This window comes from Bacillus sp. R86525, from assembly GCF_042466195.1.
Classification (GTDB): domain Bacteria; phylum Bacillota; class Bacilli; order Bacillales; family Bacillaceae_G; genus Bacillus_A; species Bacillus_A nitratireducens.
Genome location: NZ_JAXHPX010000007.1, coordinates 3,404,807 through 3,420,623 on the forward strand (window position 1 = coordinate 3,404,807; position 15,817 = coordinate 3,420,623).

Here is a 15,817-nt window from a genome sequence, read left to right on the forward strand (position 1 = left end):
TTCACCTCATTTTTCAAATTTATATATCCCCTATCAACGACAATATAACTAGCCCCCACCTAACTATTTTATTTCCATAAATGTCAGATGAGAGCTTTGAACTTTAAGTTAAAACATCACCTTTATAATTTCATCGTAACCGTCTTAGCTTCCGTATAAAATTCGAAACTATGACGTCCACCTTCTCTACCAATCCCACTCGCCTTCGAACCGCCAAATGGAGTACGTAAATCTCGAACATACCAACAATTAATCCATAATAAGCCTGAATCGATTTGTGAAACCACTCGTTGCGCTCGTCTAAGATCATTTGTCCAAACAACTCCAGCTAGTCCATAAATGGAATCATTCGCAATGCGAATTGCATCCTCTTCCGTTTTAAATGGAATAACAACTAGAACTGGGCCAAATATCTCTTCTTGTGCTACACGCATACTGTTATCAACATCATATAGAATAGTAGGTTCATAAAAGTTTCCTTCTACTAGACTCTCCACTCTTTTTCCACCATAGGCTAATTTTGCCCCTTCTGAAATTCCTATTTCTACATAACGATCAACTGTTTCTAAATGAGATTTTGATACAAGCGCTCCCATATCTGTATCTTCAGAAAGAGGATCTCCAACTTTTATTCTTTTTACAGCCGCTACAAATTTCTCTAAAAACTGTTCATATACACTTTCTTGCACAAGTAATCTTGAACCAGCTAAACAAATTTCTCCTTGGTTCCGATAAATAGCTTCAATCGATCCTTGTACCGCTTCATCTAAATCTGCATCTTCAAATACGATATTTGCTGATTTGCCCCCTAATTCTAATGAAACAGGTATTAAGTTTTCTGATGCATTACGCATAATTGTTTTTCCTGTATTACTTTCTCCAACAAATGAAATTCTTCTTACAGCTGGATGTGTTGTCATTTTTGTCCCGACAGTATTCCCTGGACCTGTAATAATATTAAGTACACCTGGAGGTAGTCCTGCATCATTTGCAATTTCACCAAGCATAACTGCACTTAATGGAGTATAAGAGGCCGGCTTGACAACAACAGTATTACCAGAAGCAAGTGCAGCTGATGCTTTCCACGTCATTTGCATAAATGGCAAATTCCAAGGAATGATTAAACTTGTCACTCCCGCGGGAGCATACTTTGCATATGACATAAAGTTATGTTTGTCATAATGCTCATGCACCATATATTTAGCCATTTCAGCAAAGAAGCGAAAATTATGAGCCGAACGTGGTATATCGAATCCTTTGCTTTCTTTAATCGGTTTTCCAACATCAAGAGTTTCTATATATGCTAGTTCATCCACTCTTTCCATAATCAAATCTGACATTTTGCATAAAATATTCGACCGCTCTTCCACAGGCATTTTACTCCAAATGCCGCTTTTAAATGTACGTTCTGCCACATCAATTGCTCTTTTTGTGTCCTCTTCATTTGCCTTTGCAATAGAAGCAAGTTTTCTATTCGTCGCTGGATTGAACGTATCAAATGTTTCGCCAGATATGGAATCCACATATTGTCCATCAATAAACAATTTCGCATTTTTCACTTTCATTTTGTCAGCTAATAATTCTTTGTTCACCTTCCTTACCTCCTACTCCTCAATTTCTAAAACCATCTCAATTTCAATTGTTGTGTTATTAGGTAATTGAGCCATACCGACTGCAGATCGGGCGTGTTTTCCCTTTTCTCCAAAAATATCTACTAATACATCAGATGCCCCATTCATTACTTTTGGCTGATTAATAAAATCTTCCGTACTATTTACAAAACCAAGTAGCTTTACAACTCGTTTCACCTTATTTAAATCACCTAGTTCGTTTCTCACAACACTCAATAAATTCAACATGGATTGTCTTGCTGCTTTATATCCTTCATCAATTGAAATATCCTTTCCTAACTTTCCGTGATACTCATCTACACCTTGTCCTGCAGTAAACAATAAGTTACCTACTTTTACACAACTAACATAATTTCCAACTGCTGGGCGAATAGCTGGTAGTGTGATTCCTAACTCACTTAATTTGCTCTCAGGTGCTTGTAATCTCTGCATATGCTACACCTCGTTTTTTTATATCAATATTTAAAAATTCCGCAGCATTTCCCCCAAGCATCGCTGCTTTTTGTTCCTCCGATAAACCGACTGTTTCATCAATCACTTTTCCAGGATCAACTTCTCGCAATAAAAATGGATAATCTGAGCCCATGAAAATTTTTTCATGTCCAAATCTTTCAATCATATATTTCAAATTAATAGGATCATAATTTAAAGAATCAAAATAAAATTTCTTTGCATAATAACTAGGAGGGTGTGTAGTCAACCGTAAATGCGGCCATACTTTCCATCCTTGATCTAATCTTGGCAAAATATATGGGAAAGACCCTCCCCCATGTGCAAAACAAACCTTTAACCGTGGAAATTTCTCCATTATCCCACTACATATTAGTGTAGCTGCCGCAAGTGCTGTTTCACTTGGCATCCCGACTGTATACATAAAATTATGATGTGGCATTCTATCGCGCCCTAATGTTTCCCATGGGTGAATAAAAATCGGAACTTGCCATTTTTCAGCCATTCGAAAGAATTCAATAAACGATGGATCATCTAAATTTTTACCATTTACGTTTGTACCAATTTCAATACCATGTAAATTTAATTCCGTTATACAACGCTCCATTTCACGAATTGCAGTTTCTCCATCTTGCATCGGAACTGTTCCTAGCCCTACAAAACGATCTGGATGTGCTGAAACGGTTTCTGCAATAAAATCATTTTGAATACGTGCCATACTTTCGGCTTCCTCTGGTTTTGCCCAATACGAAAATGTAACAGGGATTGGCGATAAAACTTGAATATCTACACCTTCACGGTCCATATCTTCAATTCTTTTCTTAGGGCACCAGACTTGGTCTGTAACGTCACGAAAGTTTTTACCTCCAACCATAATACTTGCACCACATGTACAAGTCCGATTTAATATCGGCAGAACGACCACCACCAAACTTCTCTTCAAAATCCGGAAAAGTCTCAGGAATAATATGTGTATGAAAATCTATTCGCACTTCCATTCCTCCACTTCTTCTGGCATAATGTGACCACAGTGCTTACATGCTCGAATTTCCTTATTCGAATTAAAACTATGAATTGCTTCTTTTACTTGCTTTTCAATATCATTTAATTGAACACGCACACGATGCATTTCATGATTACACTCGTCACAGAACCAAACGAAATCCTCAAGTTCTCCTTGGCTACGTTTTCTTTCAATTACTAGCCCAAATGTATTAGCAACACGGTGTGGTGAATGTGGTACCATAGCTGGCAGCATAAATACATCCCCTTCTTTTACTGTGACGACTTCCCGCTTACCTTCCTCTGTAATACACTCCACATAACATTCACCTTTAATTTGATAGAAAAATTCATCTGAAGGATCTACGTGAAAATCACGTCTTCTATTTGGACCACCTAATATCATGGCAATAAATTCCGAATCTTGCCAAATAACTTTATTATTTACTGGCGGCTTCAATAACTCCTTATTCTCATCAATCCATTTTAGTAAATTAAAAGATTGCAAAGTTTTAGACATATTATTTCCTCCTCTTTATTCCTTCTATTTATATCGTTTTAAAAGACTAACCGAGTAAAGAGCTAGACTTTTGCAACTCTCCATGACATACATAATTTCTAATTCTCGTTGAAGATATTCGCTCACCTTCTTCACAGCAAACATCTTTCACTATAGAAATATTGAAGTGTTCTCTTAGCAGCTCTATATTACCTTCTCGATTTTTTCCGAACCTAAAATCTTGACCAATATAAATGTCTACAGGATTTAGCCTTTTTAAGTCTTGAACAAAACAGCTCGCACTTTTGGTTATATATGACTCATCAAACCGAATTACAATTACATGTTCAACACCGAGATTTTGAAGACGTTTCACCTTCTCTTCTATGGGTGTTAATATTTGCGCCCCTTGAAAATAAGAACGTGGTGGTGGATCAAATGTATACACAACATTTGTTATCTTTAATTCCTTTGCCTTCTCAACCGTATTTTTAATAACAGTTTGATGGCCTTTATGTACACCATCAAAAGCACCAATTGAAACAATTGATTTCATTAATTCAGGTATACACTGCTCATGTATATAAATGATTCTCATCTCTCTTCTTCTAGAGTTAGATTTCTAAATAACCAAATTCCTTTGAAATCAAATTTGCTGTATTCATCACACTTTGAATTATGATTTCACGTTGACTTCCCTGCATATATGAAATGGGACCAACAATATTAAGCGCCGCAATAGTTCTGCCAGTATAAGATCGAATTGGAGCAGCAATTCCATATAGTCCATGTTCATTTTCATTATCACTAATTGAATATCCTTGTTTACGAATCTTCTGTAACTCCACTTGGAATTGTTTCACGCAAGTAATTGTATTAGGGGCTCGTCGTAAAAGTTCTTTTTCTGACGTACATTCTAATGAAGATGAATGGAACGAAAGCAACACTTTCCCTGTACTTGTACAATATGCAGGCTCTCTTGATCCAACATGTGTTGAAATTTGAACTGATTCCCTTGATGACACTTTCAAAATAAATACGACATCACCACGATCATACATACCAATATGCACAGTCCCATTAAAATTTCTAACAAGCTCTTCTACAAGTGGAATTGCTCCGCTATAAATCTCTTGCTGAAACATAACCTGGTTTCCCCACTCTAACAATTTCCAGCCTAATCTATATTTTCTTTGCTCATCTTGAATGAGCATTCCTTCTTCACACAACGTACGAACAAGGTGATGAACCGTACTTGCATTCATATTTAGTTTTTCCGCTATTTCAGAATTACCTAGTACAGGCTCATCACTCGTAAAACAATTTAGAATTTTACAAATTTTACTGATAGAAGCGATCAAATCATTTACCTCCCCTATTCCAGTTACAGTTCTCTAGTTTTAGATGTTGTTAAAAATATAAGAAGATTTACATCCTAACAGTAAAATTCTTGTTATCATCTGTTGCTCCTTCCTTTTCTAAATAAAAATGTAAGCGCAAACATTTTTATTTAACTTAAAGCACCTTCAGATGAACTTGATTGCAAAGCATTGTTTACTAGGGAAAACGTTTGTTGTTTTTTGTACGCATTATAAAACATTCCCATTTTACGTACCGGATCTCCAGAATAATAACGCTCATATTGTAATAACCGTTGTCCAAAAGCTTCTCCACATAAATCCCATGCTAATTTAAATAAACGAACTCGTTCCTCAGAAGATACTCCTTCACGCCCAATATAGTATTTTTCCATATCGTCTTGAATTTCGGGATTCATAAAATCTGCACCTGTCGGTGACATTAATAATCCACCAGCACCAATGGTTTGAATAATCTCAATTGCACGTGGATACATTTTAGGTAATAAACTGCGTATTGTATCAAGTGGCAACCTTGCAGGAATAACTTCTCCATATGGATTCGTTTCATATTCATACTCAGCTACTTGTAAGAGCGCACGTATCGTTTCTACATCTTGCATAAGTTCTGCTAACTGGTTTTGTACATTCAAAAATCCATCTACTCCTATCGAATCTGCTAATTTCATAGCTACTTCAGCAGCGAAAGAAAGCTTTACTAATCCTCTTACTCCAGATTGATGCGCTGGCTGATGACCAATTCCTGTTTTAGGATACAATTGATTCCCAGCTTCTATATTTTGATAAACAAATACTTTATCCCATGGGATAAACACATTATGAAATACTAGTAATGCATCCATTTCCTCAAACCTTGATGCAAGTGGATGATCAAATAGAGAACGTTTTCCATCTTGCATTGGCTCACGACAAAGAATTCTTAGTCCTGGTGCATCAATTGGTACTGCAAAAGAGATTGCATGACGTTCATCACCTGGCTTAAAACTTGGATAGGAATATATAATTACCTCGTCTGTAATAGGGGCGAGTGTCGCTAACATTTTAGCACCACTAACATACATCCCTTCTGCTGTTTCACTTACTACACCTAAATGCATAGTTTCATCTTCTTGTTGATGAGAAGCCTTACTACGATCATTTTGCGGATTAATAATCGCATGTGTTAAAAATAAATCATTATCCCGTATATGTTTATAATAATTCTTTATATTCGCTCCCCATTCTGGATTGAACTTCTCAAAAAACCAAGAATTACTTGCCATTGAAGTTACTGTTACATTTAAAAAATCTGGTGTTCTTCCCATTAAACCGAAGGTAGCTTTTGCCCATACTTCAAATAATTCACGACGTGCTTTTAAATCCTCATAATTTTTTGGCACTAAAAAGGCATTTGAGACCCTTTCCCCTGTCTCTTCGCATATATGAGTAATCTTATCCTGATATTCTAGATTGTGCTGCATATCATATAAGTTAGCAATTTGTAAAATAGGTTCGCGAAAAACATCTTCATTTACTACATCTGTTACTTTTCTTCCACCAATCCAAATTTCAGGATTTCTTTTTCGTAATCCTTCAATATACTGTTCCCCTGTTCTAATTGCCATTCTTTCCCCTCCAATTTCCCATAATAATATACTAAAAAGTTTAGAAACTCTATTTGATGACTGAATTTTCAATCATTATATCAATTTTAATACGTACAATTTCGCTCTTATTTCACATTATGAAATCTTAATTTTTTTTAAACAACACGAAAAAGGAACGGTTTCCCGCCCCTCATCCATTCACTTTCTCTGCATCATTCCAATAATATTTACTAAACGCTTCCGTTAACACATCAATGGTATTATATAGTTCGTCCAGCGTATTATCCACACCACCCACTTCAATTAACATTGCGTTTTTAGATAAGTCTTGATTATATACACCATTTCCGTCTTTTTTATCCTTAGGGAATATTCCTCTACTTATTCCGTAATAGTTTTCATCTAAATAGCTATTGATTGCCCTTGCGATTTTTTCATTTTCAGCACGCCCTTCGTTTTCCATCCCAATTATAAAATATAATCTTGCATACGATTTCCCGTTAATGACTTTTGTTGTTACCTTCTTTCGCTGATCATCACGATGTATATCAATCGGAAACGCAATTTTACTATTCTGTGCTAATGCTTCTTTTACATATCCATGCGATGCTTTATATGACTGATACCATACCCATTTTTTACTAGCTAGTAAATCACCCATATTCGTTTTATCATGAATTACTGGAATTCCTTGTCCTTCAAGTTGCTCCTTAAAACGGTCCCCTAATAAGGACACATTTACATCTGGACTCGATGGATCGGTAGCACCTGGTAATAACGGAAAGAAGGATTCCCAGCTATGTGTATGGTAAATATATACCGCGCTTTCTCCCTTTTTTGTCCCGCTCTTTTTTTGCACTGGATTCTTCTTTTCCGCTTCTGTAACTTTGTCTTTTGCTACTTCTCGTTCTTTCGTTACTTCTTCAATTTGTACACTAGATTCATTAGGAATATTTGTATAGTTCGTCCCTTCACCAGCTACGATAATGTTAGAATAATATTTTGACATACCGGGTACTTCTTTACCAACAAACGTTCTTAAATCTTTAATTTTCAAATCCGTCGCGATAGAGAATAGTAAACTTCCAACTGAGTCTCGTTTATATTTTTTAAAATAATCATATCCATAGTAATGATTCTCACTTTCTATCATTTGCACAAAACCTTGCATCGATACTTTTCCAAACCACTGATTCGCATAATAAGATTTCATTGTATGTAAAAGTGACGTCACAATCGACGCAATAATAATTACTACTAGTGCATATAAAAAGAGTAATGAAATTAGTTTCTTTCCATGTATACGAGTTGCATACTTTTTCACTATATCACCTTCTTTATACATGAATATGTACAAGCTTTATGTAATATACGCACAAAAAAAGAGAAATGGCATCCCATTTCTCTTTCTCACTCTTATTGTTCTTTACCTGTATCATTTGAAGGTAGTTTCTTCGCTTGTTTTTCTTTAAAGATTTCTCCGATTGCACCAAGAGTACCAAGTGTTTCAATTGCATTAGATGGAATAAAGACTTTATTTGCTGGCCCTTTCGCAACCTCAATCAATGATTCAAATGATTTATAAGCCAGTACGCGCTCATCTAAATCTGCTGCACGAAGTAACTCAATTCGATTTTGTTCTGCTTTTGCAATTTCATCAATCGCTCTTGCTTCCCCTTGTGCTTCTAATTCTTTCGCTTCTCGTATACCTTCAGCTTCACGGATACGTGCTTCTTTATCCCCTTCAGCCATCAAGATTTTACTTTGTTTTTCACCTTCAGCACGAAGGACTTTATCTTGTTTTGCTGCTTCAGCTTCTAAAATGATCGCACGTTTATTACGTTCTGCTTTCATTTGTTTTTCCATCGATGCTTGCACATCTTTTGGCGGGTTAATATCTACTACTTCAACACGTTCAATACGAACGCCCCATTTTTCTGTCGCTTCATCAAGTGCTAAACGAATTTCTGTTGAAATTTTTTCACGACCTGATAATGTTTCATCAAGCTCCATTTTACCAATAATTTGACGCATTGTTGCAGATGTAATATTACGAACACCATATTCATAGTTTGAAATACCGTATGTCGCAAGTTCTGGTTCAACAATTTGATAGAAAATAATTGTATCAATTTCTACTTGTACATTATCTTTCGTTATTACCTTTTGCGGTGGTACATTCGTTTGTTGAATACGTAAATCATGATATACACGAACGCGATCTACAATCGGGATTAATAAATTTAATCCTGGGTGCATAATGCGTTGAAATTTACCAAACCTTTCAATAACCCCAACTTTTTGCTGTGGGACAATTTTAATCGTCAATGCTACAAATACAACGACAATCAACGCGAAAATAATCGTTAACGTTAATGCTACTACCATATTTATTCACTCTCCTTTTTTACTTGTAAAATAGTACTATGCCTCTTTGTAACAACGACTTTTTCTCCAGCATCAATAGGAGTATCCGAAATAGCTGTCCAAGTATCTCCATCCACTTTCACAATACCGTTCACTTCACTTGTAATCGCTTGCATAACAATCCCCTTTTTACCAACAAGTTTATCTACTGTATCAGTAAAACCTTTTGCTTCTCGAAAGTTTTTTGAAATTCTTTTCGTAAAGAAGGTCAATGTTAAACTGACAATTGCACCAGCAACAACTTGTAAAAATAGTGCATCAGGAGCAAACAAAGCAATAAGACCTCCGACAACAGCCCCAATCCCAAGCCAAAGCATGTAAAACGTAATCGACAACATTTCCGCGATAAATAAAATACCTGCTATTATGAACCAAATCACCCATCCAGCCATATGCAACCCTCACTTTCTTTCTCATTTTCTATATGTATATGAAGAAAAGAATGGTTTATCCGCCCTTTCTCATAGAGGGGCGTTTGCTACAAGCTATTATATATATTCGCTGTTACAACAAGCATTATTAAAATACTATATTAATATATTCTTCATTATACATGAAAATCCCTTTCAAAAAATGACAAAAAATTTAATTCTTTCAAAAATATAACTTACAGATTATAATAATTACAATAAAAAAACAACATTAATTTGAAAGGTGGTATTCTTATTGCTGAATCGCTCACTAGTTTACTATTTAGGCTCCAAAATATGTATTACCCTTGCTGACATTGTATACGTAATGATTATTACAACTCACATCTATATCACAACTAAATCAGCTACAATTACCGCTCTCTTTCCATTATTACAAGTTATTACAAATCTTATCGCTAACATATCTGCACCACTTATAATGAATTGGCTTCCATCTTATACGTTGCTATATACTCTGCAATGGCTGAAAACAGCTCTTTTGCTATTATTAATGATCTTATTCCCGGTCTTATCCACAAATATTTTAGCTCTATTAACTTTCATTTTTTTCATTTCATTATGTAGTGGCTGGAGTGCTCCATTACTATACAGCATCCTTCCACGCCTAACACCAAAAGAAAAATTGGTAAAAGTAAATAGTATCTTTTCCTTTTCAACACAAATTGCACAAGCGGCAGCTTATTCATTTACAAGTATTATAGTTCTTCTCATTGGCGCTACTTCTACACTCATGATTAATAACATTTTGATGATTTTTGGATGTATTGCATTACACTTTTCATTACGTTCCATACATACCGAACAAGTAACAGAGCCTTCCGCTTCAAAAAGCACCGCTCTATTAGAAGGCTGGAAACTATTATTTCATCACCCTTCTTTGCGCACAGTTACACTAATGGACTTAATTGAAACTTTCGCAGGGACAATATGGATCGGTGCTATTACGATGGCATATGTAACGACTGTTCTACATAAGGGAGAAGAATGGTGGGGATATATTAATACAAGTTATTATGTCGGTACATTAATTGGTGGTCTAATAGCGTGGAGAATGAGTTCATACATTCAAAACAATTTAATACGCTCCATGGCGTTAGGCTCTCTTATGTTTAGCATCCTTACGTTTCTATATGGTGTTACAAGTAACGCATTTATCGCTCTATTTCTTTGCATTCTAATGGGACCATGTTATCAAATTAGAGATATTTCTCAAACAACAGTTCTTCAATCAAGTGTCTCTCCTTCATTATTATCAAAGATGTATACAGCCCATGGTGCACTTCTCTCAACCGCTTCTGGTCTTTCTATGCTAAGTGTTGGCATAATTACTGATACTTTCGGTGTTCGTACTATTTATATCATCGCTTCTTTTCTTATTTTATGTTCTGCTTGTTTGTCTTTTAGCTTATTAAAATATCAGAAGACAGAGAAGCAAGATATTTCATTTTAATCTATAAAGCAAAAAGGACAGGGTTCACCTGTCCTTTTGTATTCTCTATTCATGATAAGTTTGGTATCTTTCTATGTTTTGTCGCTTGTTCAAACGCATATGCTAGTTTAATTAATGCCCCTTCGCTAAAAGCAGCACTTGCAAGAGTAATTCCAAAAGGCCTCCCATTATCCATATATCCCGCAGGCATTGCTACAGACGGATAACCTGCTTTCGCACATATAGTAGATCCTATATAAGAAGGGAACAGTATCGCATCCAGGTTATATTTTTCCAATGCAAAATCAATACCTTGTTCTTGCGAAAAGTATATATCTTCTAATCTTGCCTTTAAATATTCAGGATTTCTTAACGTATTAGGAAAATCTATTCTTCTTTCTAACTTAGTTTGTCCATATTTCAAAGCTCTTTCTGCTATGTTTTTATTAAACTCTATTAATTCCAACATAGAATGTACTGGAGTGGTAGAAGGTAATTTAGAAAGATAGTTATCTAAGCTATGCTTCAGTTCATAAAGCGGAACTCCCCAGCTCCATTCTCTATGAAAAGATGGAATATCAATATCTTCTACTATTGCCGCTCCCTTACTACGTAAAACTTGAATCGTTTCCTTAAACAATTTTTCATCGTATTCTCCAGATTCATAATAATCTTTTGCCGCATTGCTAAATACACCAATCTTCGCCCCCTTTAAACCGTTAACATCGAGGTAAGGTGTATAATCTTGATATGCCATCCCTTCACTTTTATGAGTAGCTACATCCTTCTCATCCACCCCAGTTAGACTCCCTAGTAAAATAGCAGCATCTGTTACTGTTCTAGCAAATGGCCCAGCTGTATCTTGTGAATAAGTGAAAGGCATAATTCCACTACGACTAATTAACCCGACAGTCGGCTTAATACCTACAACCGAGTTTTGAACAGCTGGGCTCAAAATAGAAGCATCTGTCTCTGTTCCAACGGATAATACAGTAAAGTTAGCGGCAACTGCTATAGCAGACCCTGTACTTGAGCCACCAACGAACATATCATCCTCTCCTGTACCGTAAGGATTAATTGTTTGACCACCTCTAGCGCTATATCCAGCCCACATTTCAAAAGACATTGCATTTGCTAGTTCTGTCATATTTGTTTTACCTATTATAATTGCTCCTGCTTCTCGAAGTTTTGTAACGAGAAATGCATCTTCACTACTTATATTTTGTTCTAGGGCAATCGTACCAGCACTTGTATGCATCGAGTCATTCGTTTCAATATTATCCTTAAGTAAAACAGGTATACCATGTAATAGACCCCTTACACCTTTTGTCTTTCTTTCATGATCTAATGCTTCTGCAATAAAGATAGCATCTGGATTAATTTCTAAACTTGAATTAATTTTCGGTCCATCTTGGTCATACTTTGCGATTCTATGAAGATAATACATGACTAGTTCTTTTGAAGTTAAATGCCCAGCTTCCATTTCCTTTTGAATATCATGAATTGTTAATTCTTTTTGCAATAATGTATTAAACTGCATTTCCATAGTCATTCTCCTTTTATAAGCCCTTTTATTGATGACGTGTATTTATTATTTCTTCATTTTCTCCGCTCCTCACATAAATAACTACAATCCCTTTAAAGGACTTCAACTTACCAGTTAAAAAGCCTTTAATTTCCAGAGAAATAAAAAGAGTCTGAAACGAACGCATTGTCGCCTCAGACTCTTTTTATTATTTTACGTATACCTCTTCTAGCAAATGTAAAAACTCTCCTTGTTTACCTGTTAATTCAGGGCATTTATTAATATCAACCCACTCATAACAAAATACTAAACCTTTGTCTTCCTCACCAGCACTCACTATATGCTCCCACGTATCTTTCACATCTGTTAATAATGAAATATGGAAAAAATGGCGTTTTTGATATTCCTTTTTTTCTTTCACAAAAATAATGTAATCGGAAAGAAAGCGCTCGATACAAAAATGGCGTAGTCCTGACTCTTCTTGTACTTCACGTAAAATTGCTGCCTCTAACGTTTCCCCTTCATCTACTGTCCCGCCTGGCACTTGGATACCAGCCTCTCGTATATCACGATGTTTAAAAACGAGTAGTTGCATAACCCCTTCTTTTTCCCTCGTAATGTATGCATGTACCTTTTTCTTATATAACATCGTCATCTTAGCCCTCTCCCCTCAATTCATTACTCTGTTACTTCTTCAAGCGTCAGTTGGTTTTCATATAAATATGTAGCTTGCGGATTCCCAACATACCGTACATGCCACGGTTCATAACGATAGCCGGTAACCCCTTCTTTCTCTTCCGTATATCGAATAACAAAACCAAACCTATGGGCATTTTCAGAAAGCCACTTTCCTTCTTTCGTCTCCCCAAAAACAGTTTCTAACTGAAACTTAGCTGATTGAGATGTAATATCCATAGCTAGTCCTGTTTGATGTTCACTCGTACCAGGGACTGCACTAGACATCGCTGTCTTTGCTTCCCCATCTTGCCTTTTATACATCGTATTTAATGCTTTTTGTCGATCAAAAGATCTAAATCCAGAGACTGCAAAAAGGAAAATCCGCTCATTATTAGCTTGCTGAAACATTTCTTCAAGTGCCAACGCTGCCTCTTTCCTCATCTTTTTCTTCTCTTGATCACCTTCACTAGAGTAACGTACTTTCGGAATAACTAAATCTGGCGGTCTATACCCATCTGGTAATCGCCTATTTTTATTCACAAGTACAAGCATCGAATTTGGATTACTAATGACCGCGATATCTCCATCCATATTAGCAATCGTTTCTGTTGCTTTTGGGAATATATTATTTACATTTACTTCCCGCGCCTCTTGATCCTTGTACATCTTATAATTTATTCCTGCTACTCCAACAATCAGTATCATCGCTACGATACCAAGTAGTGCCCATTTTTTTTTCATATAACGACCTCTTATTTTAATAATTTGGCCATTTCATACTCATCGACACCTTTTCCATCGATGATAAGAGCAGATTTTTTGACACCTTCTTGTTCAAATCCAATTTTGCTATATAGTGCCTGAGCTCTTGTATTGTGGGCCATTACCGTTAATTCTAAACGCCATACATCATGTAATCTTGCCCACTTCTCTACTTCTTTAAACAAACTCGTTCCAATACCTCGGCCACTATACTCTTGCAAAATACCAATTACAATTGTCGCAACATGTCTCTTTCTTTGAATATTATTTCCATTAACTAAAATAAACCCTACTATTCTCTTTTCTTCAACTGCTACAAATATTGTCGCATATTCATTTTCAATAAAACGGTGGACCATCTTTTCTTGTTGCTCTACTGTAGTTTTTCTTTCTCCTGGTTCGTATAACATAAATTTCGTTTCTTCGTCTAACTGCTTACTTAATTGTAAAAATGATGCTGCATCTTCTACTCTAATCTCTCGTATCATCTTGATCCCCTACCCATTCTGTTAGTTAAAAATTTTCCTTGTAAAAAGATTTTCTCCACTATTCTGAAAATTCCTCTCTAAATTTCTTACTATAAATTGACAAATTTCGATATCAATATAATAATAGGGAATATTGTCTATAATGTGACATTTCTTTCTACCTATAGATTATGAACAAACAAATAAACGTAAGCTTCTCACTTACGTTTATCCCGTATTAACGAGTAGCCTGATTAGTAAGGGCTATTAATCAGTAGGATGAGCACTCACCAATTAAATTTTCACTTTATCCATTCACTTTTTCGGCTTGCCAAAAATATTCTCCAAATGCCTTAGCAAGTGCATCAATTGATCGATTTAATTCTTCCTCTGTATTATCTACCCCGCCAACTTCAATTAATATCGCTTGTCCTGATAAGTCTTGATTGTAGACTCCATTTCCTGTTTGGAATCCTTTTTGAATTACACCACGGCTCATTCCCGGATATTTCTTACTAATCGTCTCATGTAACACAGTTGCTAATTGTAAGTTTTTTTCATAGTTTTTGTTACCTTTCCCAATTACAAAAGCAAGCTTAGCATATGATTTATCTCCAATTGTTTTTGTTGTTACATTTTTCCGTGCACTATCACGGTGTAAATCGAAGAAGTATTGTAATTCTTTATTACCAGCCATCGCTTCTTGTACAATTTCTCGTGACAGTTTATAAGAACTATTACTGTTTAATCCTTTACTTATTAACTTTTGACCAACATCAGTTTTATCGTTAGTAGCACCGATCCCTTCACTTTCTAACTGTTCTCGCAATCGATCGCCAACTATTGAAATATTCGTAACAGAACTCGTTGCTTTATTTGGATTTGGATCATTTGTTAAGTTAAGTAACGGCAAATAAGATTCCCAGCTATGTGAATGATATATAAATGCAACTTGTCTTTTTCCAGTCGTTTGAGCTGGTTGTTTTTTCTCTTTATTCGTATCAGGCTTTGGCGCTTGTCCACCTTCTCCAGTCCGTTCTTTCACTACCTCTTCAAGCGGAACACTCGATTCTATCGGTAAGTTGGAGTAATTTGTTCCTTCACCTGCTATAACGATTTCTGTATCATATTTCCCAAATCCCGGAAGTTCTTTCCCGACAAAACTACGTACATCATCAAAACGAATATTCGTAGCCATCGAAAAGAGGAATGAAGAAATAGAAAAGTCTTGATTCAAATTTCGATACTCCTGTGTAAAATAATGATTTTCTTTCCCAATAACGTACATGTAACCATTCATTGATAACTCATTCAACCAATTATATAAATACGTTGACTTCGTCTCTTTCATGGAAGTTACCATTAAACTAATAAGAAAAAAAGTCGCTAATACCGTAGTAATAACAAATAAAATTAATTTGCGTACACTTGTTAATTTTACGTAAAAAAAGCCTCGATTCATACTATCACCCTCTCTATTTCAAGTTATGTACAAGCTCTAGAGAATAGACCGCTTAAATTCCGGCTATATTGTTAATGAGGTGAAAT

15 protein-coding genes and 1 pseudogene are annotated in these 15,817 nt (G+C 35.6%); 1 reads left to right on the plus strand and 15 read right to left on the minus strand.

Annotated elements, in window-relative coordinates:
- Nucleotides 1-122: 122 nt before the first annotated feature.
- The 10 genes and pseudogenes from SJY24_RS20185 to SJY24_RS20230 all read right to left on the minus strand — a co-directional run bounded on the left by SJY24_RS20185 (nucleotide 123) and on the right by SJY24_RS20230 (nucleotide 9,366).
- Complete coding sequence (locus tag SJY24_RS20185; RefSeq protein WP_001031173.1) at nucleotides 123-1,592, minus strand: aldehyde dehydrogenase; 1,470 nt, start codon at nucleotides 1,590-1,592, stop codon at nucleotides 123-125.
- Between the two features lie 12 nt (nucleotides 1,593-1,604).
- Nucleotides 1,605-2,063 (minus strand): RidA family protein, encoded by a 459-nt coding sequence (locus tag SJY24_RS20190; protein WP_377865943.1) that lies wholly within the window; start codon nucleotides 2,061-2,063, stop codon nucleotides 1,605-1,607.
- Nucleotides 2,041-3,079 (minus strand): annotated as a pseudogene (locus tag SJY24_RS20195) (amidohydrolase family protein). Before SJY24_RS20195 ends, SJY24_RS20190 begins: the two are co-directional and overlap by 23 nt.
- Entirely contained in the window at nucleotides 3,064-3,603 is a 540-nt protein-coding gene (nbaC, locus tag SJY24_RS20200; protein ID WP_000047731.1) for a 3-hydroxyanthranilate 3,4-dioxygenase, read from the minus strand. Before nbaC ends, SJY24_RS20195 begins: the two are co-directional and overlap by 16 nt.
- Nucleotides 3,604-3,649: 46 nt before the next feature.
- A complete protein-coding gene (locus tag SJY24_RS20205; protein ID WP_001220346.1) occupies nucleotides 3,650-4,180 on the minus strand; it encodes an FAD synthetase family protein in 531 nt (176 codons plus the stop codon).
- 16 nt (nucleotides 4,181-4,196) lie between these two features.
- Complete coding sequence (locus SJY24_RS20210; RefSeq protein WP_000561977.1) at nucleotides 4,197-4,943, minus strand: IclR family transcriptional regulator; 747 nt, start codon at nucleotides 4,941-4,943, stop codon at nucleotides 4,197-4,199.
- 149 nt (nucleotides 4,944-5,092) lie between these two features.
- On the minus strand, nucleotides 5,093-6,565 hold the full coding sequence (locus SJY24_RS20215) for a 4-hydroxyphenylacetate 3-hydroxylase family protein (protein ID WP_377865944.1): 1,473 nt from the start codon (nucleotides 6,563-6,565) through the stop codon (nucleotides 5,093-5,095).
- A gap of 172 nt (nucleotides 6,566-6,737) precedes the next feature.
- On the minus strand, nucleotides 6,738-7,892 hold the full coding sequence (gene spoIIP / locus SJY24_RS20220; RefSeq protein WP_002075600.1) for a stage II sporulation protein P: 1,155 nt from the start codon (nucleotides 7,890-7,892) through the stop codon (nucleotides 6,738-6,740).
- Nucleotides 7,893-7,963: 71 nt separating this feature from the next.
- A complete protein-coding gene (locus SJY24_RS20225) occupies nucleotides 7,964-8,935 on the minus strand; it encodes an SPFH domain-containing protein (RefSeq protein WP_016129236.1) in 972 nt (323 codons plus the stop codon).
- A 2-nt stretch (nucleotides 8,936-8,937) separates the two neighbouring features.
- Nucleotides 8,938-9,366 (minus strand): NfeD family protein, encoded by a 429-nt coding sequence (locus tag SJY24_RS20230; protein WP_377865945.1) that lies wholly within the window; start codon nucleotides 9,364-9,366, stop codon nucleotides 8,938-8,940.
- Between the two features lie 262 nt (nucleotides 9,367-9,628).
- Here SJY24_RS20230 and SJY24_RS20235 point away from each other — a divergent pair, with 262 nt between their 5' ends.
- Entirely contained in the window at nucleotides 9,629-10,858 is a 1,230-nt protein-coding gene (locus SJY24_RS20235; protein ID WP_377865946.1) for an MFS transporter, read from the plus strand.
- Nucleotides 10,859-10,907: 49 nt separating this feature from the next.
- Here the strand turns inward: SJY24_RS20235 and SJY24_RS20240 are convergent, their stop codons facing one another.
- The 5 genes from SJY24_RS20240 to spoIIP (SJY24_RS20260) all read right to left on the minus strand — a co-directional run bounded on the left by SJY24_RS20240 (nucleotide 10,908) and on the right by spoIIP (SJY24_RS20260) (nucleotide 15,731).
- A complete protein-coding gene (locus SJY24_RS20240) occupies nucleotides 10,908-12,383 on the minus strand; it encodes an amidase family protein (protein ID WP_377865947.1) in 1,476 nt (491 codons plus the stop codon).
- Nucleotides 12,384-12,570: 187 nt separating this feature from the next.
- A complete protein-coding gene (locus SJY24_RS20245; protein WP_377865948.1) occupies nucleotides 12,571-13,017 on the minus strand; it encodes an NUDIX hydrolase in 447 nt (148 codons plus the stop codon).
- A 23-nt stretch (nucleotides 13,018-13,040) separates the two neighbouring features.
- Complete coding sequence (locus SJY24_RS20250) at nucleotides 13,041-13,781, minus strand: M15 family metallopeptidase (RefSeq protein WP_377865949.1); 741 nt, start codon at nucleotides 13,779-13,781, stop codon at nucleotides 13,041-13,043.
- Between the two features lie 11 nt (nucleotides 13,782-13,792).
- A complete protein-coding gene (locus SJY24_RS20255; protein ID WP_088007833.1) occupies nucleotides 13,793-14,290 on the minus strand; it encodes a GNAT family N-acetyltransferase in 498 nt (165 codons plus the stop codon).
- A 286-nt stretch (nucleotides 14,291-14,576) separates the two neighbouring features.
- The gene (gene spoIIP / locus SJY24_RS20260) at nucleotides 14,577-15,731 is read right to left on the minus strand and encodes a stage II sporulation protein SpoIIP (protein WP_377865950.1); all 1,155 of its coding nucleotides are present in this window, start codon (nucleotides 15,729-15,731) and stop codon (nucleotides 14,577-14,579) included.
- Nucleotides 15,732-15,817 lie beyond the last annotated feature (86 nt).

Bases quoted from the DNA above. Each gene is read 5' to 3' on its own strand.
- SJY24_RS20190 (WP_377865943.1), bottom strand. From the start codon at position 2,063: ATGCAGAGATTACAAGCACCTGAGAGCAAATTAAGTGAGTTAGGAATC.
- nbaC (WP_000047731.1), bottom strand. From the start codon at position 3,603: ATGTCTAAAACTTTGCAATCTTTTAATTTACTAAAATGGATTGATGAG.
- SJY24_RS20205 (WP_001220346.1), bottom strand. From the start codon at position 4,180: ATGAGAATCATTTATATACATGAGCAGTGTATACCTGAATTAATGAAA.
- SJY24_RS20215 (WP_377865944.1), bottom strand. From the start codon at position 6,565: ATGGCAATTAGAACAGGGGAACAGTATATTGAAGGATTACGAAAAAGA.
- spoIIP (WP_002075600.1), bottom strand. From the start codon at position 7,892: ATGTATAAAGAAGGTGATATAGTGAAAAAGTATGCAACTCGTATACAT.
- SJY24_RS20225 (WP_016129236.1), bottom strand. From the start codon at position 8,935: ATGGTAGTAGCATTAACGTTAACGATTATTTTCGCGTTGATTGTCGTT.
- SJY24_RS20230 (WP_377865945.1), bottom strand. From the start codon at position 9,366: ATGGCTGGATGGGTGATTTGGTTCATAATAGCAGGTATTTTATTTATC.
- SJY24_RS20240 (WP_377865947.1), bottom strand. From the start codon at position 12,383: ATGGAAATGCAGTTTAATACATTATTGCAAAAAGAATTAACAATTCAT.
- SJY24_RS20245 (WP_377865948.1), bottom strand. From the start codon at position 13,017: ATGACGATGTTATATAAGAAAAAGGTACATGCATACATTACGAGGGAA.
- SJY24_RS20250 (WP_377865949.1), bottom strand. From the start codon at position 13,781: ATGAAAAAAAAATGGGCACTACTTGGTATCGTAGCGATGATACTGATT.
- SJY24_RS20255 (WP_088007833.1), bottom strand. From the start codon at position 14,290: ATGATACGAGAGATTAGAGTAGAAGATGCAGCATCATTTTTACAATTA.
- spoIIP (WP_377865950.1), bottom strand. From the start codon at position 15,731: ATGAATCGAGGCTTTTTTTACGTAAAATTAACAAGTGTACGCAAATTA.